This is a genomic window from Convivina praedatoris (assembly GCF_933208495.1).
In the GTDB taxonomy this organism is placed as follows: Bacteria; Bacillota; Bacilli; order Lactobacillales; family Lactobacillaceae; genus Convivina; species Convivina praedatoris.
In genome coordinates, this window is record NZ_CAKOET010000007.1 from 58,313 (window position 1) to 79,703 (window position 21,391).

23 protein-coding genes are annotated in these 21,391 nt (G+C 40.6%); 4 read left to right on the forward strand and 19 right to left on the reverse strand.

Annotated features, from left to right (window positions below; genetic code table 11):
• Nucleotides 1–25: 25 nt before the first annotated feature.
• From yycF to M4974_RS06875, 8 genes are all read right to left on the reverse strand, one after another.
• A complete protein-coding gene (gene yycF, locus M4974_RS06850; RefSeq protein WP_305883120.1) occupies nt 26–742 on the reverse strand; it encodes a response regulator YycF in 717 nt (238 codons plus the stop codon).
• A gap of 123 nt (nt 743–865) precedes the next feature.
• Nucleotides 866–1,846 carry a ribose-phosphate diphosphokinase gene (locus M4974_RS06855; RefSeq protein WP_248706618.1) on the reverse strand — a complete coding sequence of 327 codons (981 nt, stop codon included), beginning with the start codon at nt 1,844–1,846 and terminating at the stop codon, nt 866–868.
• A gap of 91 nt (nt 1,847–1,937) precedes the next feature.
• Nucleotides 1,938–3,581: an ABC transporter ATP-binding protein gene (locus M4974_RS06860; protein ID WP_248706619.1), complete on the reverse strand. Its 1,644-nt coding sequence runs from the start codon at nt 3,579–3,581 to the stop codon at nt 1,938–1,940.
• Nucleotides 3,582–3,822: 241 nt separating this feature from the next.
• Nucleotides 3,823–3,945 carry a hypothetical protein gene (locus tag M4974_RS07880; RefSeq protein WP_256465626.1) on the reverse strand — a complete coding sequence of 41 codons (123 nt, stop codon included), beginning with the start codon at nt 3,943–3,945 and terminating at the stop codon, nt 3,823–3,825.
• A 128-nt stretch (nt 3,946–4,073) separates the two neighbouring features.
• Complete coding sequence (locus tag M4974_RS07885) at nt 4,074–4,196, reverse strand: hypothetical protein (protein WP_256465627.1); 123 nt, start codon at nt 4,194–4,196, stop codon at nt 4,074–4,076.
• Between the two features lie 85 nt (nt 4,197–4,281).
• Nucleotides 4,282–5,100, reverse strand: coding sequence for a Cof-type HAD-IIB family hydrolase (locus M4974_RS06865; RefSeq protein WP_248706620.1), 819 nt, complete (start codon nt 5,098–5,100; stop codon nt 4,282–4,284).
• 70 nt (nt 5,101–5,170) lie between these two features.
• Complete coding sequence (locus M4974_RS06870; RefSeq protein ID WP_248706621.1) at nt 5,171–7,618, reverse strand: phosphoketolase family protein; 2,448 nt, start codon at nt 7,616–7,618, stop codon at nt 5,171–5,173.
• 175 nt (nt 7,619–7,793) lie between these two features.
• Nucleotides 7,794–8,522, reverse strand: a complete 729-nt coding sequence (locus M4974_RS06875) for a GntR family transcriptional regulator (RefSeq protein ID WP_248706622.1) — start codon at nt 8,520–8,522, stop codon at nt 7,794–7,796.
• Nucleotides 8,523–8,590: 68 nt separating this feature from the next.
• On the opposite strand from M4974_RS06875, the gene M4974_RS06880 reads away from it, so the two are divergent.
• Complete coding sequence (locus tag M4974_RS06880) at nt 8,591–9,085, forward strand: aminoacyl-tRNA deacylase (RefSeq protein WP_248706623.1); 495 nt, start codon at nt 8,591–8,593, stop codon at nt 9,083–9,085.
• Between the two features lie 30 nt (nt 9,086–9,115).
• On the opposite strand, the gene dnaB is transcribed toward M4974_RS06880, so the two are convergent.
• The 7 genes from dnaB to M4974_RS06915 form a co-directional block, all read right to left on the reverse strand.
• Nucleotides 9,116–10,588 carry a replicative DNA helicase gene (gene dnaB, locus M4974_RS06885; protein WP_248706624.1) on the reverse strand — a complete coding sequence of 491 codons (1,473 nt, stop codon included), beginning with the start codon at nt 10,586–10,588 and terminating at the stop codon, nt 9,116–9,118.
• Nucleotides 10,589–10,593: 5 nt separating this feature from the next.
• A complete protein-coding gene (gene rplI, locus M4974_RS06890) occupies nt 10,594–11,046 on the reverse strand; it encodes a 50S ribosomal protein L9 (protein WP_248706625.1) in 453 nt (150 codons plus the stop codon).
• 15 nt (nt 11,047–11,061) lie between these two features.
• On the reverse strand, nt 11,062–13,095 hold the full coding sequence (locus M4974_RS06895; protein WP_248706626.1) for a DHH family phosphoesterase: 2,034 nt from the start codon (nt 13,093–13,095) through the stop codon (nt 11,062–11,064).
• A 100-nt stretch (nt 13,096–13,195) separates the two neighbouring features.
• On the reverse strand, nt 13,196–13,462 hold the full coding sequence (rpsR, locus tag M4974_RS06900) for a 30S ribosomal protein S18 (protein ID WP_089939133.1): 267 nt from the start codon (nt 13,460–13,462) through the stop codon (nt 13,196–13,198).
• A 29-nt stretch (nt 13,463–13,491) separates the two neighbouring features.
• On the reverse strand, nt 13,492–14,052 hold the full coding sequence (gene ssb / locus M4974_RS06905; RefSeq protein ID WP_089939135.1) for a single-stranded DNA-binding protein: 561 nt from the start codon (nt 14,050–14,052) through the stop codon (nt 13,492–13,494).
• A 33-nt stretch (nt 14,053–14,085) separates the two neighbouring features.
• On the reverse strand, nt 14,086–14,382 hold the full coding sequence (gene rpsF, locus M4974_RS06910; RefSeq protein WP_248706627.1) for a 30S ribosomal protein S6: 297 nt from the start codon (nt 14,380–14,382) through the stop codon (nt 14,086–14,088).
• A 168-nt stretch (nt 14,383–14,550) separates the two neighbouring features.
• Nucleotides 14,551–15,750, reverse strand: coding sequence for an MFS transporter (locus M4974_RS06915; protein ID WP_248706628.1), 1,200 nt, complete (start codon nt 15,748–15,750; stop codon nt 14,551–14,553).
• Between the two features lie 190 nt (nt 15,751–15,940).
• Between M4974_RS06915 and zwf the strand changes: the two genes are divergently transcribed.
• Nucleotides 15,941–17,392, forward strand: a complete 1,452-nt coding sequence (gene zwf, locus M4974_RS06920) for a glucose-6-phosphate dehydrogenase (RefSeq protein ID WP_248706629.1) — start codon at nt 15,941–15,943, stop codon at nt 17,390–17,392.
• 45 nt (nt 17,393–17,437) lie between these two features.
• On the opposite strand, the gene M4974_RS06925 is transcribed toward zwf, so the two are convergent.
• On the reverse strand, nt 17,438–17,935 hold the full coding sequence (locus M4974_RS06925; protein WP_248706630.1) for a DUF1440 domain-containing protein: 498 nt from the start codon (nt 17,933–17,935) through the stop codon (nt 17,438–17,440).
• 119 nt (nt 17,936–18,054) lie between these two features.
• On the opposite strand from M4974_RS06925, the gene M4974_RS06930 reads away from it, so the two are divergent.
• Both M4974_RS06930 and M4974_RS06935 read left to right on the forward strand, forming a co-directional pair.
• Nucleotides 18,055–18,576: a YbhB/YbcL family Raf kinase inhibitor-like protein gene (locus M4974_RS06930; RefSeq protein ID WP_248706631.1), complete on the forward strand. Its 522-nt coding sequence runs from the start codon at nt 18,055–18,057 to the stop codon at nt 18,574–18,576.
• 158 nt (nt 18,577–18,734) lie between these two features.
• The gene (locus M4974_RS06935) at nt 18,735–19,256 is read left to right on the forward strand and encodes a hypothetical protein (RefSeq protein WP_248706632.1); all 522 of its coding nucleotides are present in this window, start codon (nt 18,735–18,737) and stop codon (nt 19,254–19,256) included.
• 41 nt (nt 19,257–19,297) lie between these two features.
• Here the strand turns inward: M4974_RS06935 and lepB (M4974_RS06940) are convergent, their stop codons facing one another.
• The 3 genes from lepB (M4974_RS06940) to M4974_RS06950 all read right to left on the reverse strand — a co-directional run.
• Nucleotides 19,298–19,927: a signal peptidase I gene (lepB, locus tag M4974_RS06940; protein ID WP_248706633.1), complete on the reverse strand. Its 630-nt coding sequence runs from the start codon at nt 19,925–19,927 to the stop codon at nt 19,298–19,300.
• Between the two features lie 81 nt (nt 19,928–20,008).
• A complete protein-coding gene (gene lepB / locus M4974_RS06945) occupies nt 20,009–20,632 on the reverse strand; it encodes a signal peptidase I (protein WP_248706634.1) in 624 nt (207 codons plus the stop codon).
• Nucleotides 20,633–20,932: 300 nt separating this feature from the next.
• Nucleotides 20,933–21,391: DUF1542 domain-containing protein (locus tag M4974_RS06950; RefSeq protein ID WP_248715876.1), on the reverse strand; the 459-nt coding region annotated here is incomplete at its 5' end.

The following is a 21,391-nucleotide window of genomic DNA, read 5'->3' on the forward strand; positions in this document are numbered from 1 at the left end:
GCTCTTTTCAGACAAGCTGTCGTGATTATTGTGGAGATTCGCCACCAGCCCTAAGGTAATAACCAACCCCACGACGGGTTGCCAGCCACGCTGGATGACTAGGATTATCTTCGATTTTTTCCCGTAAACGACGAACAGTCACATCCACCGTACGCACATCACCAAAATAATCATAGCCCCAAACCTGTTGTAATAAGTGTTCGCGGGTCATCACTTGCCCAGGATGTTGTGCTAAATAGGATAGCAGTTCAAATTCTCGATGAGTTAACTCAATATCAGTCCCTTTTTTAGAAACCATATAGGCTTGCGAATGAATCGTTAAATCGCCCAGGATAATATCTTCAACACCCATATTCGGTTCTTCGGCATTTTGAACGGCTACCTTACGGCTTCGGAGATTAGCTTTGACACGGGCCACTAATTCTCGATTGGAAAACGGCTTGGTAACATAGTCATCAGCCCCCATCTCAAGACCCAAAACCTTATCGATTTCGCTGTCTTTAGCAGTCACCATAATGATGGGTATATCGCTTTTAGAGCGAATTTGCCGTAAAACCTCAATACCATCGACTTCTGGTAGCATTTGGTCTAACAGCACTAAATCAGGACTTTCTTCCTCATATAGGTCCAAAGCCTGCTGCCCATCGGCGGCAGTAATCACCTCATAACCTTCTTTAGTCAAATTAAATTTAATTATGTCCGAAATCGGTTTTTCGTCGTCGACAACCAAAATTTTATGCATTATTGGCCCCCATCTCCCTAATCATTCACTGGCAATTATAACATATCTCACTAGTTATCCACTTCTACAAAAAAAGCCCCTGCACAGGAGCTTCACTGTATTTTAAATTTATCAAGTGTTGGATTATTGATTACGTCGACGGAAACGACGTTTAAACATTGGGCTAATTGCTTCATTGCGACTAACACGACGAATAGCTTCACCAATCAATTCGCCAACCGAAACAACTTCAAGTTTATCGAAGGTTTTATCCTCTGGTAGGTTAATGGAGTCAGTCACAATTACCTTAGTAAACACTGAATTTTGTAACTTTTCGACTGCTTCACCAGAAAAGACCGCATGCGAAGCAACTACATAAACATCCTTAGCCCCATGATCCATTACTAGCTGGGCCCCTTGTGTGATTGTACCAGCAGTATCGATAATATCATCAATCATGATTGCTGTTTTACCAGCAACATCACCGACAATGCTACCAACTTCAGCAACATTAGGCTTAGGTCGCCGCTTATCAATGACTGCCACCGGTGCATCCAATCCTAGCATATTGTTTAGATTACGAGCTCTAACCATCCCACCGTGATCCGGTGAAACTACGACTGCGTTTTCTTTATCAGCAATACCAGCTTCAATTAAGTAATCAGCCAGGAGCGGAGCACCCTGCAAATGATCCATTGGTAAGTCAAAAAAACCTTGAATTTGAGCAGCGTGTAAATCAAGTGCCATCACCCTTGTGGCACCAGCACGTTCAATCATATTGGCGACCAGCTTAGCTGTAATTGGTTCGCGGGAACGCGCTTTACGATCCTGACGAGCATAACCATAATATGGTAATACCACATTAATTTGGTCAGCACTAGCCCGACGTAAGGCATCCACCATAATTAACAGTTCCATCAAATTATCATTGACCGGTGCAGCAGTAGATTGAATGACGAAAACGTCAGCCCCTCGCACGCTTTCCTCAATGTTAATCTGTACTTCTCCGTCCGCAAAACGATTCACCGAAATTTCACTCAACGGCACCCCAACTTCTTCAGCAATTTTATCAGCTAAAGGCTGGTTAGAACTAAGCGAAAATAACTTCAAATTTGATTTGGACATACATAACCCCGTCGTATTATTTTAACCGTTGCATTTACATTAGTCATTATAACAATAATTGCTTTTGATTAGCCACTCAATCCGGGCGGTATTAATCAATGGTTACCATCAGGGTTCGTTCCCCAGCAATTCGAATGTTATCGTGATCAATATAGACAACGGTTTTACCTAATTCTTGATGCAGGTAACGCATTAAACTAACAATGATTTCTTTTGTTTCGGTATCCAAGTCAGACGTAATTTCATCGAAGAAATAGAAGTCACAATCACTAATAAGCGCGCGAGCAATCGCAATTCGCTGACGTTGTCCACCGGAAAAATTATCACCATTCTCGGCAACAGCACTATCCAATCCTTCTGGTAGTTGTAGCACAAAGTCATCCATTTTAACTTTGCGTAGCGCTGACCATATTTCATCATCTTTAACGGTATTAGGATTATCAAACCCCAGCAAAAGATTTTCACGAATACTTCCCGGCAACAAAGAACTATTTTGATCCACATAAGCTAAATGTTTTCGGAAAGTAAAAATATTAACATCTTTTCGATTAAACCCATTGATGTAAAAATCACCTTCATCAAGATCATACATACCCGATAAAATCTTTAAAATGGTTGATTTTCCACTTCCATTCTTACCCTTTAAGCGAATTAATTCATTTTGCCCAATGGCTAGATGTGGAATATAAATTGAATGACCACCAGGATAACGGAAGCTCCCTTCTTGAATCGCTACCTGTTCAAGTTGCTTAATTTTACGCTGACTAGGTGTGGCTTTTTCAACCGGCATGCTAAACAACCGCTCCAAATTCTTTACCACACCAGTAACTTTGGCAATATTCGTGTACTGTCCAGCAATACTAGTAATAGGGGCAATCAACTGAAAAGTAAACATGACATATGAAACAAGGGCCCCCACCGTCATGGATTTTTGAGTAACCGCTAAACCACCCAAACCAATAATGCCAAGTAGAGACACCATCATAATCACGTTAATCAAAGGATTTAACACCGCAATCAATTTTAATTGCTTTTGAACCACTCGATAGATTTTACGAAAAACATGATTACCTAATTCGGTCACCTTTTCTTCAGCACCGTAGGACTTCACGACCAAATCAGACTGCAAAATACTGATTGCTAATTGATTAGCATCAGCGGTTAATTGTTGTGTTTCCGTAAAATATTTAGAAATTTTTCTAGATATCAAAGCAATCAAAAATCCCAAAATTGGAATAGTTACCATCAAGGTCAAGGTTAATTTAAAGTTTAAAACCAACAACATGACAAAGGACCCGATAATAGTAATTGTCCCTGTTAATAGTTGAGGCAATGAACTAGAAAGCACTTCAGAGATTAAATTCGTATCATTGACTAGGCGGCTAGCCAAAACCCCAGACGACTGTTCGTTTAACTTCAAATATGAAAAATAATTATAACGACTCCACAGTCCTTGGCGAATATGCATGACAGCTGAGGCAGCCAAATCCCCTAGAGTATAATAAGAAATAACGCCAGAAACTAAATCAAAGAGCAATAAAGCAATGGGAAAGATAATGGCCTGAGCTTGCATACCCTTACCCAAAAAGCCGTTTACTAGTGATTGCAAACTGTAACTAAAAAGCAGGGCGTTCACTGCTGAGAAAATCGTTAAAAAAAGAGCGAAATACAGCCGTTTAAAGTTTAAATCGGCATATTTCTTTATAAAAGTATATAATCCAGTTTCTGTTTTCATAAATATTCACGTTATCCACATTAATTAGGTCTTTATTGAAGTTCGATGCCCAAAAAGAGAATCGAGCCTGCTGATACACCTGTTAAGTTTAACATAAAGACATTCCTCAAATAAGAATAAAAAATCGTACTGATAGATACAGTTTGCCAACCATTCCGCTTACAATAGACAACAAAAAAGAGAGCTCACCGAGGTGTCTCTCTTTCTCATTTATGTGGTTTATTACAAACCTACACTTATCTTACTTACCGAACAAACGCAAGAAGAAAGCAAAAACGTTAGCCAATGGGCTGTTGTTTGAGTTGCTTGTGTGTGTAGTGTTTGATGAACCAGGCAAGATGTGCCAGAAATCCAATGAGAACATGTGCAATAGCTCCTTCCTCTAAAGTATGTACAAATTATACCATTTTTATTTGAAATTCTAAACAAAAAAAGAATATCTTTCGATATTCTCCTAGAATAATTAGTAATTAAACTAATTATTTTATTTTTTTACTTACCAAACAAACGCAAGATGAAAGCAAAAACGTTAGCCAATGGGCTGTTGTTTGAGTTGCTTGTGTGTGTAGTGTTTGATGAACCAGGCAAGATGTGCCAGAAATCCAATGAGAACATGTGTATAGCTCCTTTCCTTATAAGATACATTAATTTTATATAAAATAACAAAACATGTCAAGTATAGGAATGTTATAAGTTTATTTTATTTTACTAAAACGTACTTTTGAATGGCATGCGCTACACCGTCATGATTATTATCCAAACTTTGAACTTGCGCAATTTTTTTAACTGGATCAATCGCATTGCCCATGGCAACCCCAATACCAGCAGCTTTAATCATTGATAAATCATTTTCCTGATCACCAATTGCCATCGTTTCTTGGGGGTCAACCTTAAGATATTTGGCCAAAGCTAACAAAGCATTTCCTTTAGAAGCCCTTTGGTTCATAAACTCTAAATTGTGAGCAGTCGAACGAACTACTTCCATTTTATCCTGAATATCCGCTGGAACCTTAGCCTGTAAGTCATTTAATTTATCGGCTTCAGCCATGGCAATCAACTTAATGAAATCAATTCCAGCGAGTTCATCTGCATGATCATGAACATGAAGTGGTAAATGGACTAAGTTATTTTCATAACTTGCCCAGTAATCAATCAAATGATTAGTGGTATAGGCTTGATCCATAGCTTCGACTTGTAGGTAAGCCCCTTCTTGCACCATAAATTCGTTAACTTCTTTGAAATCAGCCAAAGTTAAGGTGTTACGATGGATAATTTGTTGTCCATCAGCAGTCGCCATTAGGCCCCCATTATGGGTAATTACAAATTGAGCAGCCTGATCTAGTTTTAAGGCCTTTAAAATGTCTTTTACACCGCTAATAGGGCGTCCTGTGGTAATAACAACTTTAACCCCTTGAGCCACAGCATCATCAACTGCTTGAGCAACCGCCGGTGTAATTTCTCTTTGATCATTTAATAAAGTACCATCAATATCAATTGCAACAATTTTGATATCAGCCATTTTATTTCTCCTCTTAATTTTTGAGACAAAAAAAGGATTGGTAGAACCAATCCTTTTTGACCCATTAATATTACTTAAGGGCAGTCCACTTCCAGTCAGTGAACTCTTCGATATCACGACCTTCTTCACGAGTAACCTTGAAGTGCTTTGCCAAAATATCATCCATCTTAGCGATGAAAGTATCAGCAGCAGCTTGGTCAATAACACCACGACCAGAAAGGATGCTTACAGCTTCCTTAGCTTGGTGGAAACGATCCAAGTGTGAATAAACACGCATATCGTAAGTAGTAGTGATGTCACCATCTTCACGATAACCGTGAACAAAGACATCGCCACGGAACTTACGCTCGAAGAAGAATGATTCAATCAAGTCTTCATAACCGTGATAACCAAACACAACTGGTGTATCAGCTTGGAAGAACTTATCGAATTCTTCAGCAGGCAATTCACGTTCGTCGTTACCTTCAGCTTCAGACTTCTTTTGCAAACGAAGCAATTCAACAACGTTTACGTAGCGGAACTTAACCTCAGGGAATTCCTGGTTAACCAACCACAAAGCGGCCAAAGTTTCGATAGTTGGTTCAGTACCAGCAGAAGCAAAGGTAATGTCAACCTTGCCATTTGGTGATGTTGAAGCCCAATCAATCGTCTTCAAACCAGTAGTTGCCAATTCTTCAGCTTCATCAGCAGTAAACCACTGTTGACGAGGTTGCTTAGAAATAACCAAATGGTTAACCTTATGACGCTCAGTAAAGGCACGATCTTGAATGGCCAAAGCTGAGTTACCATCAGCTGGCAAGTATTCACGGATGAAGTTAGACTTCTTTTCAGCCAAGTGAGTCAATAGACCTGGATCTTGGTGAGTGTAACCATTGTGATCTTGCTGGAAGGCAGTTGAAGTTGAAATCAAGTTCAATGATGGGTAATCATTACGCCATGCTTGTTCTGAAGCATGACGCAACCACTTGAAGTGCTGAGTAATCATTGAATCAACAACACGCAAGAATGATTCGTATGAAGCAAAGATACCAACACGGCCGGTCAAAGTATAACCTTCAAGCCAACCTTCAGCTTGGTGCTCAGACAACTGGGCATCCAAGATACGTCCTTCAGGAGCTTCGTATTGATCGTTTGGATCAATAACTTCTTCCATCCATTGACGGTTAGTAGTGTCAAACAATGACCATAGACGGTTTGACATAGTTTCATCAGGTCCAAAGACACGGAATGAATGTGGGTTCATTTGCATTACCTTTTCAAGGTAAGTTGACAAAGTGAACATATCCATGTTGCGGTTACTGTCTTTCAACAAAGTTCCGCGAGTCTCGGGAGTAATCTTGTTAGCGAAGTCACGCCAGTTAGGCAAGTCCAATGTTTCTGGTTCAACACCGCGTGGGCGTCCACCGTTAGCCATTGGGTTAGCTGACATGCGCTTAGCAGGAATAATTGCCTTTAGTTCATCCTTCAATGAACCATCAGTGTTGAACAATTCTTCAGGCTTGTATGAGTTCATCCATTCTTCGAACTGGGGCAAAGTATCCAAATTACCTTGTTCTAGAGGCAATGGCACTTGGTGCGCACGGAATGAATTTTCAATAGGCATACCCTTTTGGTCAAAGCGTGGTCCACCCCAACCCTTTGGCAAACGGGCGATGATTACAGGCCAAGATGGGATAGTTCCATCTTGGTACTTACCGTTTTCACGGGCATCCTTTTGGATTGCTTGAATATCTTCGATTGCTTGGTCAAGAACCTTAGCAGCCTTTTCGTGATACGTCATGTAATCATGAATATCATCGTTTTCGATAAAGCGTGGTGAGTAACCCAAACCTTCGAAGAACTTTGTAATTTCTTCGTCACTCATACGTGAGAAGACAGTTGGATTAGAAATCTTGAATCCGTTCAAATCCAAGATAGGCAAAACGGCACCATCGTTCTTAGCGTTCAAGAACTTAATTGAATGCCATGAAGTCATTGATGGGCCTGTTTCTGATTCACCATCACCAACTACGGCAAAAGCAATCTCGTCAGGAGCATCGAGCACAGCACCAAAGGCGTGTGACAATGAGTATCCAAGTTCTCCACCTTCGTGCAATGAACCAGGGGTCTGGGCTGTCATGTGTGACCCAATTCCACCAGGGAATGAGAAACGCTTGAACAAAGTAGACATACCCTTCAAATCTTGGGTAACTTCTGGATAGTCTTCAGTATATTCACCATCCAAGTAAGCGTTAGTAACCATAACCTGGCCACCGTGTCCAGGACCACCAATGTAGAACATGTTTAAGTTATACTTGTTGATCAAACGGTTAGCATGGGCGTACAAGAAAGTCTGTCCTGAAATAGTTCCCCAGTGTCCAATTGGCTTAACCTTAACATCTTCTGCTTGGATAGGTGTCTTAGTAACCGAGAACAAAGGGTTGCTCTTCAAGAAGATCATCCCAGCTGACAAATAGTTGGTGGCACGCCACCACTTGTCAACAAGTTCCAAGTACTCTTTTGAATTGTAATCAACCATAAAATTCAGTACTCCTTTTATTTATAATCTTTGAGAATTCGTAAATCACGAATTTTCTCCGCTATTTACAGCTCTAAGTATAACGGATTGACACTTTTTGTTCAAGAACAAAAGCCGATTGGTTGGCAATCTGATATCTTTTGGTTGAATATTAAAAATAATTGGACCGGTCCAATTATTCAGAGTCTAAACTGATGAAAGCATTATAGTGCAAATAACGATAATGCAAGCGCATCGTCGAAAATTCCAACGGTGTGCCATCGTCCATGAAAAAGATTCCTTCCATGATACCAACTGGTTCATTAGCCTGTAACTTAAGCAATTGTTGATCTTCTTCAGTGCTTGGTTCAGCCATAATCGTCATAAAGGATTTGGTCACCGTGCGTGACTTCTCTTGTTCCACATATTCATAAATAGATTTCGCCACAATTTCGCGATTTAAACCAGGTAACAAGCTGATTGGTACATAACCATTTTCAATCATGAAGGGCACATCCCCTAAACTTCGTAACCGTTTAATTTCGTAAACAAAATCGCCTTCATTTAAAAATAATGCTTGTTGTTGTTCTGGTGTCGCTGGGAGCACCCGAAAATCAATCAATTGAATGCTTGGAATTTTCCCATGACTCCGAAAGAAGTCAGAAACGCCTAGGTTAGATCCCTCTTGTTGAAAAATCGTCTGATTTTTCAAATAAAGTGGGTTCACAAAGGTGCCACTCCCACGTTTTTTAAAGATAATCCCTTGCTGTACTAAAACATTCAGGGCGCGTTTAATGGATGACCTGGACACCTGATATTGTTCCGCTAAATCCCGCTCATTTGGAAGCTTGAGATCTGGATAGCTTCCTTGATATATTTTTTGTTTAATATCTGCTTGCACAGTGACATAAATTGTATCTGACATAATATCTATTTTAGCACAAGTGGTCGGACCACAATCTCTGACAGCTAATCCTGTGCTAAAATACATTTATGGCAAAGAAAAAGATAAAAAAGACCCTTCCGGAACAGGTATTAGAACATCATGATGTTGCTTATGAAAATTTAGCATTAAATGTGTTAGACCAAACAATTGAACAACGCCAAGCAACCTTAGCTGAATTTAAACTAGTCGAAGATGATATCTATAAAACCTTGGCAGCAACGGGCGATAAGACCGGTCCCGTAGTAGCTGTATTACCGATTACAAAACATTTGTCCCTTAAAAAATTAGCCCAAGCCTCTGATAACAAAAAAGTTCATATGATTCCACTCAAAGATCTTCAAAAGACAACGGGATATATTCACGGAGCCAATAACCCAGTTGGTATTTGGCAAAATAAACATTTCCCAATTTTTATCGATCAATCAGCTGAAAACCGCGGTTATTTTCTTGTCAGCGCTGGTGAATTAGGACGATCGGATAAAATCAATCCCCAAGACCTCTCCGATTTAATTCAGGCCCCCTTTGTTGATTTATGCCAATAAAAAAACTGTGTGAAATTATCACACAGTTTTTTACCAACCGGCACCCGAACTAACATCAGCATGGCCACCAGCCGGTGCATCATCTTGACGATAACCAGGGGCCATTGGACTAAACTTAAAGGTTGGTTTATTAAACATTAGTCGAGCAGTGCCCCGCGCACCTGCTCGATTTTTTTCTAAAATAACTTCAATTGGCACAGCGGTTTCTTCATCATTACCATTGCCATCCTCCCCTTCATCGCGATAGTAGTCTTCACGGTAAAGAAAGGCAACAATATCGGCATCTTGTTCAATCGAACCTGATTCACGCAAATCAGAAAGAATCGGCCGCTTATCCTGACGTTGCTCCACGCCACGACTTAACTGGGCTAAGGCTAAAATAGGAGTATGAAGCTCTTTAGCCAATTTTTTAATTGAACGTGAAATCTCTGAAACGGCTTGTTGACGACTTTCAGTATTCGTCGATTCAATCAAACCTAAATAATCAATAATCACCATACCCAAAGGATGTGGATTAGCATCTCGCTGCTCTTCAGTCATATCACTCAATAAATCTTTTTCTAATTTACGCAGTTTAGCTGAAATTTGATTAATACGAATGCCCGGCGTGTCATCTAAATAAATTTTCATATTAGCTAGCGATTGCATGGCCAAGGTCAAAGACTGCCAATCATTAGAAGTCATTTGTCCGGTTGTCAGGTGATTAGCGTCGATTGCCCCTTCAGCGGCAACCAAACGGGTAACCAAGTCAACGGCCCCCATCTCCAAACTAAAAACTACGACTGGCACTTTTTCACTTTTAGCCGCATTTTTAGCAACATTTAAGACGAAAGCTGTTTTACCAACGGCTGGTCGCGCTCCAATGACAATCATTTGATCTTCACGAAAACCATGCGTCAAATGATCTAAATCAGGGTACCCCGTGGCTAAACCAACCACGTCATTATCATTTTCGGCCGCATTATCAAGATTGGACTGAAACTCACGCAAAACTTCTTTAATCTGACGTAAGCTGTCATCACCACGATTTTCAGCTAAATTATCCAACTGCCGTCCCAGTTCTTCTAACAGATTTTCGCTGTCTTCACTACCATTGTAAGCAATTGTCATCGTATGCGTTAATGTTTCAATCATCCGTCTAAGCACAGATTTTTCATGGACAATATCAGCATAATGGCGCAAATTAGCGGCCGAAGCAGTACTCTCCGACAACTCCGACAAATAAACCATTCCACCAACATTTTCCAGTTGCTGCATGCTATTTAACTTATCTTGTAAGGTCAACATGTCAATCGGCCGTTGCTCATCAACTAATTGACTCATAGCCTTAAAAATAGTTTGGTGAGCCTGACGATAAAAATCATTTGGCTCTAGAATTGCTTGGGCAGCAGCCATGGCACTCACCGAATTAACATCAAAAAAGATTGCCCCTAAAACAGCTTGTTCAGCGGCAATATCTTGTGGTGACTGTCGATATTCATTCGGCCCTAAGGCATTATCCATTAGCTTTATCCTTCAGTAACATGAACTCGCAAATTAGCAGTTACATCCCGATGCAACTTAACTGGTACATCAACGTAACCCAAAGAATGGATTGGTTGCTCTAACAACATCTTACGCTTATCCATCTTAATTTGGTATTGGTCGGCTAATGCTGCAACGATTTGCTTAGATGAAACTGCACCAAACAAACGGCCGTCAGTACCCGACTTTCCCTTTAACTCAACAACAGTTTTTTCATTTTCAAAAAAGGCGGCTAGCTTTTGAGCTTGAGCTAATTCCTCAGCTGCAAGCTTATCCTCAGCTCGCTGGCGACCTTTAACGGCCCCCAAATTCTTACCAGTAGCCGGTTCAGCCTTTTTATTTTTAATTAAAAAGTTATTAGCGTAACCATCAGGTACCTCTTTGATTTCGCCCTTTTTACCACGGCCCTTAACATCCTCTAAAAATACAACTTTCATCTGTTTACTCCTTTACTATTCTGCTTTTTCAGCCTGACTAGCAATGGCATCAATAAGCTGCCGGTAAGCATCGTCAGTGTTAATTCCTTTAATTTGAGTAGCAGCATTTGATAAATGTCCCCCACCACCCATGGCTTCCATAACGGTTTGAACATTGTAATTTCCCGTCGAGCGCGCCGAAATTCCAACGCGACCATCACGACGTTTCGTAATCACAAAGGAGGCATCAACTCCGCTAATTTGCAACAACTCGTCCGCAGCCTGGGCAGTAATAACGCCAGGATAAATTTGATCATTTTCACCAACAACAATGGCTGCATGGTCTTCAATCTTGGTCATATTAATCAAGTGCGTGCGAGCCTGGAAGTCGGAAAACTTTTCTTTCATGAAGGCTTGGATTAAATTACTATCCGCTCCATTAGCCCGCAAATAACTAGCTGCATCAAAAGTTCGAGATCCAGTCCGCAAAGTGAAGTTCTTGGTATCAATTTGAATACCACCCAACATAGCGGTGGCCTCAATTTTAGTAATCGGCGCATCACTTTGATTTTGATACTGCAATAATTCAGCGACTAATTCCGAAGTTGACGAAGCATATGGTTCAATGTACGAAAGGAGTGGTTTCTGATTCAAACCACGTTCAGCTAAACGGTGATGATCAATCACAACTAAATGACTGCCCAATTTTTCCAGCAACTCAGGTGCTCCGGTTAAATCGGCTTTAGCATGATCAACAAGAATCAATAGTGTCCGTTCAGTAGTCTGGGAAACCGCTTTTTCTTCATCGATAATGGAAGATCCGATGTCATAACCAGGTCGGTCATCACTGGCAGAATTTTTCCGTAATTCAGTTAAGAGCAACTGAATATCGCTATAAATATTCCTCTCATCAACAATTACATAAGCTGGTTTATTACGAGTTTGAGCAAAACGCCACAGTCCCAAGGCCGCCCCAATCGCATCTAAATCTGGCATGTTATGCCCAACAACCATGATTTGATCAGCCTGGTCCATTAATTCCGCAATCGTCTGCGAAACCACTCGGGCTCGAACCCGAGTTCGTTTTTCCATCGGATTGGTGGTGCCACCATAAAAACGTGCGGGCGCATCTTCAGATTTAACCACAACCTGATCACCACCACGTCCCAAAGCCAAGTCTAAGTTAGTTTGCGCTAATTTAATGAGTTTATTAATGTCTTCTTGCCCATAGGCAATTCCCATTGATAAAGTCAGAGGAGAATTTTGCTGAGCAGTTGCTTCTCGAATTGATTTTACCACACCAAATTTATCATCTTCGGCCGCTTGTAGTCCAGTTTGATAACCAAACAACAGGTAAGACACAGGACTTAAACGACGTAAATACAAACCATGCGTAACGGCCCAATCTGACAGTTCGCTCGTCACGTACGTCCGCAACTTAGAACTTTCCGAATCGCTCAATCCATCCGTAACTTCTTCGTAGTTATCAACTGAAATCAATCCGCCAATCAACCGATGATTTTGAAATTGCTGTTGAATTTCGGCGGACGGTGTTACATCCATCAGATACACAACATGCAAATTTTCTTGGACAGCAACATTAAACACCCGATTTAACCAATCAATTCGGTGCGCTTGGTTATCCGCCGTATAATTTTTAACGGCCAAGGACAGACCAGCATCAACATCCTTTAACAGCAAGCCAATGATATCCTGCTGTCCTAAGTAACTTTGTACATAGGGATTGACCCAATCAATATGTCCACTTTTGTCCAAGAGAATGATACCAATCGGCATTTCAATCAAGGCCTCTTGTTCAGTACGCGAAACACGATAGGTTAAATCATTTAAATATTCCTCAGTGTCTTGGCTAGCAGCTTGCGTAGTATTAATACCATATCGCAGAGCAATCAGCACCACGATAACCCAAACCAGTCCCAATCCCCAGTTAATAATGAAGGCATAAATCACGCTAAATAGACTAATACCCAATATTAGCCAGTAAAGGACTGCTAAGTCCATACGCTTGCTAAGCTTAGGTAAGTTGGTAAAGTTTAACCATTTTTTCATAGTTACCTCTCATCATGAATCCCAATACTTAATTTTACCACAGCCATTAACTACAAAGAAAAAACCCGAGACCAAAGTCTCGGGTTAAATCTTATTTATATTAGTCTTCAGCTACGAATGGTAGCAAAGCCATAATACGAGCACGCTTAATAGCAGCTGTTACCTTGCGTTGGTTCTTAGCAGAAGTACCAGTTACGCGACGAGGTAAAATCTTACCTCGTTCTGAAATAAAGCGCTCCAAAAGTTCAGTGTTCTTGTAATCAACATATTCAATGTGATTAGCAGCAATGTAATCCACCTTACGGCGGCGACGTGGTCCACCTTGAGGACGACGTCGTTGTTGTGGACGTGAAGTTTGCTCTGGCATAGTAATAATCTCCTTTCTAGAAATTTACTTTAAAATGGTAGGTCATCATCGGAAATATCGATACCACTGCCCGATCCAGTTGCAAAAGGATTGGTAGCATCAGCTTTTCCAGTTGACGGCTTGGAATTTGTATTTTGTTGGTTAGCAGCTGGTTGGTTGCTGGCGAACGGATCAACGGCGTCCAGTGACTGATTATTATCAAAACCAGCACTAGCACCGAAGTCGTTTCCTTGTCCAGCACCATTTTGGGCACGACGACGTTCACTTTCGCTACGTGATTCAAGAAGGGAGAAATTATCTACCACAACTTCAGTTACATAAACACGCTGACCCGAATTATTTTCATAATTACGAGTCTGTAAGCGACCTTCGACGGCTACCAAAGCTCCCTTGCCAGTAAAATTGGCAAAATTCTCGGCAGCTTTACGCCAAATGACAGCGTTGATAAAATCCGCTTCGCGGTCACCATTACTATTTGTAAATTGACGATTCACTGCCAAGGTAAAGGAACCAACTGCCACACCTGATTGTGTATAGCGTAATTCCACATCACGGGTCAATCGCCCAATTAAAACAACTCGATTAATCATCTCTTAGGTCCTCTTTCCCGGTGGAATACTAAATTACTTAGCGTCGCGCTTAACAATCATGTGACGCAAGATATCGTTTGAGATCTTAGCCAAACGATCAAATTCGTTAAGGGCATCATCACTGTTAGCAATAAAGTCAACAATGTGATAAGTACCTTCACGATAGCCAGCGATTTCATAAGCAAAACGACGTGTTGCCCAATCGGCTGACTTAGCAATGTTCGCACCGTTTTCAGCCAAGATTGCATCAAAACGCTCAACAAGCGTTTTTTTAGAATCTGCATCCAAGTCAGGGCGAACAATATAAGTTAGTTCGTATGATGTAGCCATAGTTTCCTCCTTCTGGTCTCTGGCAGCCTATGCTGCAAGGAGTGCTTGCACTTTGTGCACTCACATTCAACTACTATACTACAACTACTAAACCAGTTTCAAGGGGTTAGTTAACATTTCCACCATTACCTGTATAGTACGTAGGCCGATTCAATTTTTCTCCATACACTAATTGGACTGCTTTAGATCACGAATACTAATCCAATACAGACCAAATAAGACTACTAACATCACCACAAAAACTGACAGGAACAATTGATTCATCACCCCATTATCCATCATCAAACCAGCATAAATCGGTCCCACTACTCGACCTGAACTAATCATCATAGAAACAAACCCCTGTGCTTGGCCAGCTACTGCTGGAGAGGTTACCTGAGCCACCCAGGCCGGTACCTGCGGGCTTTCTAACATTTCACCGATTGTTAACAACTCAAAAACTAAGACCAATTGCCAAAATTCCTTGGCAAAAATCATGAAAAAGAAACTGGAAGCAAAAATTACGCCACCTAAAATCACAGAAATCCAGTAAGAATGTCGGTTAGCCCAATTTGAAATGAATTTTTGAAAGACAATGATGGTCACTCCATTAATAACCCACAAATCGGCATAATTACGGGTGGGCAACCCTAAACTGCGCATATGAGGAGCCATAATTGTTTCCCAAAGAATATAGGATAAATAAGTAATAAATAGTAAAGCACCAATCCAGGATAATAAAGGCGTGATTTTAAATTTAGTGGCACTAAGATCTGACTCCTCAGCTATTTTCAACTGTTCATCACTGGTTACTGCCATTATTTGGTTTGGATCGTTAAATACTAGAATACTAATAAGTAGCAACAAACAATACAATGCACTAGCAATAACCATTAACCAGGTAAAGCCATAGTCAAAAATATAACCAACCGATAGAGTGCCAAAGACCACACCGACATTTAAAACAATGTATATATTATTGAAAACTACACGTGTCTTTTTACCATTGACTGTCGTGGCATAGGCATTTACTAAAGTTGAAATCAGTCCCCCACCAAAGTTTAACAACCAAATCATAATCGCAAATTCTGGCCAACCATTCCAGACAATCAAGCCAATAGCGGCCACCGTAGCAATGCTACAAGCGATTATTAAGGCTTTATGAGCATCCCATCGATCAAATAGGCGTCCCCCTACAAAAGACCCCAAGATGCTAATCAAGGCGCCGACCATCAGCACCAAGCCAGCAGAGGTATAGCTTTGCTGCAACGATCCAGTCATATACAGTGTAGTTACCGGCCAAATCATCGCACTGGCGGTATTAGAAAGTAATACGGCCAACAACAGCCATTTTTCACTGAGTTCTTTTTTTAATGATGATATCTTCATAGATCCTCCCGGTAGTGTATAGAACAGTATAGCACGGGCATTCTAACTGGCTAGCCCCCACTAATTTGTTCAGTTCTAAACATGCACCACCGAAGTTAATCAAAACACTCGTAGTAGAAGGTACTGATTTTTAAGCCTCAATTCGTTATAATTAGCATTGTATTGAACAAAGAAATTAAAGGGGAATATCATGGTCTCAGAAATTAAGACATTGGTAACTTTTTTTGGTGCCACTGGTGATTTGGCTAAGCGGATGCTATATCCATCTGTTTTTAACCTATACAAAAAGGGATACTTACAAAACAACTTCGCAATTGTTGGCACCTCTCGCCAAGAGTTATCTACTGAAGAGTATCAAGAAATGGTACGTCAATCAATTCAAGCTGGTGTTACTAATCAAGATCAAGCCGAAGCCTTTATTAAGCATTTTTCATACAATGCTAGTGATGTGACTGAAGCGGCTGGTTATGCCGGCTTACGCGAAACCATTGAGGCAGCAGCTAAAAAGTTCGGGGTTGAAGGTAATCGGATTTTTTACATGTCCGTTGCCCCACGTTTCTTTGGTACAATTGCCCAGTATTTGAAGTCAGAAGGCTTGTTGGCTGATAAAGGCTTTAATCGCTTGATGATTGAGAAGCCTTTTGGATCATCATATGCTACTGCTGAAAAGCTACAAAACGAATTAGAAAACGCCTTTGAAGATGATCAGCTTTACCGTATTGATCACTTCTTGGGTAAGGAAATGGTCTTAAACATTGCCCCACTACGTTTTGGTAATCCTTTGATTGCCAACGCTTGGAACAAAGATTATATCAAAAATATCCAAGTTACTTTGGCTGAAACTTTGGGTGTTGAAGAACGAGCTGGCTACTATGATACTGCTGGTGCTTTGTTAGACATGATCCAAAACCACGCCATGCAAATCGTTGGTTGGTTAGCTATGGAAGAGCCAGCTAGCTTTAGTGACAAGGACATTCGTGCCGCTAAAAACGCTGCTTTCTCAGCCCTTAAGATTTATGATGAAGCTGAAGTAAACCGCTACTTCGTTCGTGGCCAATATGGTGAAAATGGTGAATATGCCGCTTATAACAAGGAACCAGATGTACCGGCTGACTCTAAGAACAACACCTATATTGCTGGTGAATTGCAGTTTGATATGCCTCGTTGGCAGGGTGTACCTTTCTACGTTCGCTCAGGAAAGCGCATGACCACTAAGACGACCCGAATTGATGTCGTCTTCAAGGCTGGTACTTTTGCTATGGGCGCCCAACAGGAACCACAAGAAACAGTACTTTCAATCATTGTTTCACCGGATGCTAGTATCCAAATGAGCTTGAATGCTAAGGATGTTGCTGATACCTTCAGTACTCATCTCATTAATTTGGATTGGCAACCAACTGCTCAAGAAACAGCTGAAACACCTGCCCCATACGAACGTATGATTCACGATGCCATGGATGGTGATGGTTCAAACTTCGCTGATTGGCATGGTGTTGCTACTGCATGGAAGTTTACCGATGCAATCTCTGATGTCTATGCTGCTGATAAAGCGCCATTAGAAATCTATCCAGCCGGCTCAATGGGCCCTGAGGCTGCCGATGAATTATTAGCTAAAAACGGTGACAATTGGATTCTTAAGTAATAGAAAAAAGCAAGCTGTAGCTTGCTTTTTCCTTTGTCCTAAATTTTAGAAATAAACACCACTGACGGGCAAACCAATCGCAACAATATAAATCACCCAACCCCAGACCATGTGGCCCAAAAATTCAGATAAATTTTCATACCAAGGCTGCTTCCATGGTGTTGGAATCGTCTTGCATAGTGGTAAGATAATCCAGTGAAAGACAATCCAAATAACGATTCCAAAAACAGTTCCTTGACCGTAAGTAATCGGCGCATAAAAATTAGCAACTAGGACAAATAAAATTGAAAACGCAATTGAAAAACCAAAATGCATCAGCAAGCTAATATAAGGAACATCTTGATCATCAGCAATTCGGACAGTAGCATGCGTGACTTGACTAGGCACGCCTAACTGCTCTAATAACTTTTGCGGTGGGTTGGTGGCATTACGGGCCTGATTACGAGGTGGAAAGATTGCTTCCCAGCCAATCTTCACCATGCCCGATATCATACCGGCGACAAATCCGACCCACAAACTATTAATAATTATATTGGATAACATGTTATCTACATCCTTTATTTGTTCATTAGCTTAATTTTAATATTACCATAATTAGGTGCAAACTACTGTCAAAGCCCTGTGCTATAATGCATACAAAGATTCTGGAGGTTATCTAATCAATGATGAAAATTAACGTTCCCCTTGAAGCGGGATATTTAGTAGATCAATATGCAAAATACGCCCCCGCTAGTCAAAAAATTGACGGCTACCCCAGTCAATCATTTCCAATTGAGATCACTAATCTTCCCGTCGATACACGCTTTTTAGCTTGGACTTTAGTTGATTTTGATTCAATCCCAGTGATGGGATTTGCTTATATCCATTGGATTGCGGCCAATTATCCAGTGTTGGGTAATGAGGCCTTACTCCCAGCTAATTTAGCCCAAGAGGGTGAGAATTTTACTCGTGGTCAAAACAGTCTCTATTCTAAATACGTCGAAGTTGATAATCCACAAATTATTAATAACTATATTGGCCCAATGCCACCGGACAAAGACCATAACTACACTCTAACCGTTTATGCCTTAAAACAGGCTTTGCCATTGGCGGATGGTTTCTTTTTAAACGAGTTACAGCAAGCCACCCATAATCAACCTGTTGTCCTAGAAAAGGCCAGTATTGAAATTCTCGCTCGTTCGTAAAGTTGTCCTTGAGTTTCCTCCCGATAAATTAAATCTACAATGGTAATTTTTTCATAAAGAAGGTTAAGAAAATTAAAAGATTGGCGCTTTCAATTAGAGCTTTTCCCCATTTGTGAGGCTTTTTCGTTATAATGAATTTGATTACGGAGGGAACCACTGTGAAAATTAAACGAGAAAATTTAAAGGATATCTATACTTTTTCATCAGTGACCGAGCTTAGTTTATTTTTGGGGATTGACCGTGAGACTCTCCATGAACGTGCTAAAGCCCGGGGGATTGAGTTAAACGGCACTTATAGCGAAGAAGATCTTAGTGCCCTACGCCCTGAAAAAAATAGTGCCTTAAGCCAACTTAATACAGAAGTTGACCCTAAAACTGAGATTGAATTACTGAAAATGAAATTAGAGATGTTGGAAAGTGAGCTGGGATTTAAAGACCAACAGCTTGACGATCGTAAACAACATATCGAAACTTTGAAAAGTACTTTATCCAAAGCTGAGGAAAACTTTGAAAAAGCTCAAGTTTCCGTTGATCAGCAACAACATTTACAATTAGCAACCTTACAGCAATTGGATAAAGCTACTAGTCGTGTTCAACGAATTGAAATGCAGGCTGAGCAAAAAAAGCACTGGTGGAATTTCGGACGTAAGTCCAAGGGTAAAGAAACCGACGAAGACTAAAAAATCAGTTAGGATTAATCCTAACTGATTTTTTATTGCCCTTAAGCAAAGAAATGTTGATTTTGATGATCGACACTATTTTTAATTTGTTGGCTATACCAGAACGGCACGACTACCTTACCCATAATATGATTCCGATCCACAAAACCAAAGTAACGGCCATCATTGGAAACCGAACGATGATCCCCCATCACAAAGTACTCCCCACTAGGGACGATACTCTTATTTTGGTCTTTTCTCTGCCATAGTCCAGTTGTGGAAAGGCTTTTTAAGTTCCAAGTGGAACCAAAGTCTCCCTCGGTACCTTGAGTCTTTTCATCGGTAGAAATATACTCTTGGTTAACCTTTTTATTATTAACATAAAGATTACCGGAATGATATTCAACTGTATCACCCGGTACACCAATGACACGCTTGACGTAGTATGGGCTATTACCAGTTTTGAAACGCGGATCTTCTTGACGAGCATCAAACACGACTACATCTCCCCGCTTTAGGGTAGCCAAACGATTGACCCCGACACGCTGCTGATTCAGTAAGTTAGGTTCCATTGAAGTACCACTAATTGAAACGGAAGTAAACACAAAGGCATTCAATAGATAGATAGCACTAACAACAATTACCATCCATAGGATTGTGCCACCCCAACCTTTTAAGAAGTTTTTTACCATACATAGGCTCCATTCTATTTGTACATATAACCTTATTATACTCAATTTGTCTAGCAGGCGCTCTGGCTCTTCAAAAACGGTTTAGCCAAAGAAATGTTGGCTTTGATGATTAATATTGTCTTTCACATTTGAATCATACCAAAATGGTACGACTACTTTTCCTAAAATGTGATTGCGATCGACAAAACCAAAGTAACGACCATCATTTGATACCGAACGGTGATCCCCTAAAACGAAGTAAGCGTCGGCGGGTACAACGCTTTTATTTTGATCTTTTACCTGCCACATACCAGTTGCTGATAAACTAGCCAGCGACCAACTAATGCCAAATTCACCAGCGGTTCCCTGGGTACGCTCACCGATGGAGAGATAGGATTGATTAACCATTTTCCCATTAACGTATAGATTCCCATTATGATAAGTAACGGTATCACCGGACACCCCAATAATTCTTTTAACGTAATCTTTGTTCCCCGGCCTGATTTGAGGATCTTCCTGAGTCGCATCAAAGACAACTACATCACCACGCTGCAAATTACCCAGTCGGTTAACACCAACGTACTGGCGGTTGAGTAAATTGGGCTCCATGGAACCACCATTTACGACTGCTCCAGTAAAGACAAACTGTGTAAAACACCAACCTAGCAGGGCCACCAAGGCTAAGGGAATCACCCATTCCTTCATTAGATTTTTAAATATGTTCATCGTTCACCACTTTTCTCTGATTTTACACAATACATTTATTATAACTAACTATCATGAATTTATTAATGTCAGAGTTATCTAGTACTTTCAGGATCATAAAAAACGCGCTCCCAAATCACTTTGAGAACGCGTTTTTATTTACAGCTGACTGAAGATTTGAAATTTATTTCTCATCTTCACATTTCTTAGACTTAATACCTAAGCCTTGGCGATCTCGTACACTACTAATCAATAAAAAAGGTCCTATATATATACAGGACCCTTCATATTTCTATCTAAATGACAGCAAATAAACATTTGTTATCTACCATTATTTTTGCGTTTCTTACCTATTCCAAAGAATGTACTTGAAGCTAGTGTCAAAGCTGATAACATAGCCGCAAATTCACCATTTGCATGTTCTTTTTGAGCTGTCTTTGGCAAATTGCCTTGCTTAGTAATCTCATTCAAGGCGGCTTGCTTTTGATCTTCAAGTGGCTTGCCAGCTACGTGTTGGTCACCAATCTCCTTGTTGCCTACAACGACTTGATCTTGGATGCCTTGCGCATTCGTTGCACCCTGTACCTTGTCCGTTGCTTGCTTAACTGCTGCATCCACATTGCTCTTTTGAGCTTCTTTCTGCTTATCAGTTAACGTGGCATCTTGGTCGATAGCCTTCTTCGCTTCATTACCTTGCTTAGTAATCTCATTCAAAGCCGCTTGCTTTTGATCTTCAAGTGGCTTGCCAGCTACGTGTTGGTCACCAATCTCCTTGTTACC

Bases quoted from the DNA above. Each gene is read 5' to 3' on its own strand.
- M4974_RS06875 (WP_248706622.1), bottom strand. From the start codon at position 8,522: ATGTCAGATACAATTTATGTCACTGTGCAAGCAGATATTAAACAAAAA.
- M4974_RS06880 (WP_248706623.1), top strand. From the start codon at position 8,591: ATGGCAAAGAAAAAGATAAAAAAGACCCTTCCGGAACAGGTATTAGAA.
- zwf (WP_248706629.1), top strand. From the start codon at position 15,941: ATGGTCTCAGAAATTAAGACATTGGTAACTTTTTTTGGTGCCACTGGT.
- dnaB (WP_248706624.1), bottom strand. From the start codon at position 10,588: ATGGATAATGCCTTAGGGCCGAATGAATATCGACAGTCACCACAAGAT.
- yycF (WP_305883120.1), bottom strand. From the start codon at position 742: ATGCATAAAATTTTGGTTGTCGACGACGAAAAACCGATTTCGGACATA.
- rpsF (WP_248706627.1), bottom strand. From the start codon at position 14,382: ATGGCTACATCATACGAACTAACTTATATTGTTCGCCCTGACTTGGAT.
- lepB (WP_248706634.1), bottom strand. From the start codon at position 20,632: ATGAACATATTTAAAAATCTAATGAAGGAATGGGTGATTCCCTTAGCC.
- M4974_RS06930 (WP_248706631.1), top strand. From the start codon at position 18,055: ATGATGAAAATTAACGTTCCCCTTGAAGCGGGATATTTAGTAGATCAA.
- rplI (WP_248706625.1), bottom strand. From the start codon at position 11,046: ATGAAAGTTGTATTTTTAGAGGATGTTAAGGGCCGTGGTAAAAAGGGC.
- M4974_RS07885 (WP_256465627.1), bottom strand. From the start codon at position 4,196: ATGTTCTCATTGGATTTCTGGCACATCTTGCCTGGTTCATCAAACACT.
- M4974_RS06860 (WP_248706619.1), bottom strand. From the start codon at position 3,581: ATGAAAACAGAAACTGGATTATATACTTTTATAAAGAAATATGCCGAT.
- M4974_RS06855 (WP_248706618.1), bottom strand. From the start codon at position 1,846: ATGTCCAAATCAAATTTGAAGTTATTTTCGCTTAGTTCTAACCAGCCT.
- M4974_RS06915 (WP_248706628.1), bottom strand. From the start codon at position 15,750: ATGAAGATATCATCATTAAAAAAAGAACTCAGTGAAAAATGGCTGTTG.
- ssb (WP_089939135.1), bottom strand. From the start codon at position 14,052: ATGATTAATCGAGTTGTTTTAATTGGGCGATTGACCCGTGATGTGGAA.
- M4974_RS06870 (WP_248706621.1), bottom strand. From the start codon at position 7,618: ATGGTTGATTACAATTCAAAAGAGTACTTGGAACTTGTTGACAAGTGG.
- rpsR (WP_089939133.1), bottom strand. From the start codon at position 13,462: ATGCCAGAGCAAACTTCACGTCCACAACAACGACGTCGTCCTCAAGGT.
- M4974_RS06925 (WP_248706630.1), bottom strand. From the start codon at position 17,935: ATGTTATCCAATATAATTATTAATAGTTTGTGGGTCGGATTTGTCGCC.
- M4974_RS06895 (WP_248706626.1), bottom strand. From the start codon at position 13,095: ATGAAAAAATGGTTAAACTTTACCAACTTACCTAAGCTTAGCAAGCGT.
- M4974_RS06865 (WP_248706620.1), bottom strand. From the start codon at position 5,100: ATGGCTGATATCAAAATTGTTGCAATTGATATTGATGGTACTTTATTA.
- lepB (WP_248706633.1), bottom strand. From the start codon at position 19,927: ATGGTAAAAAACTTCTTAAAAGGTTGGGGTGGCACAATCCTATGGATG.
- M4974_RS07880 (WP_256465626.1), bottom strand. From the start codon at position 3,945: ATGTTCTCATTGGATTTCTGGCACATCTTGCCTGGTTCATCAAACACT.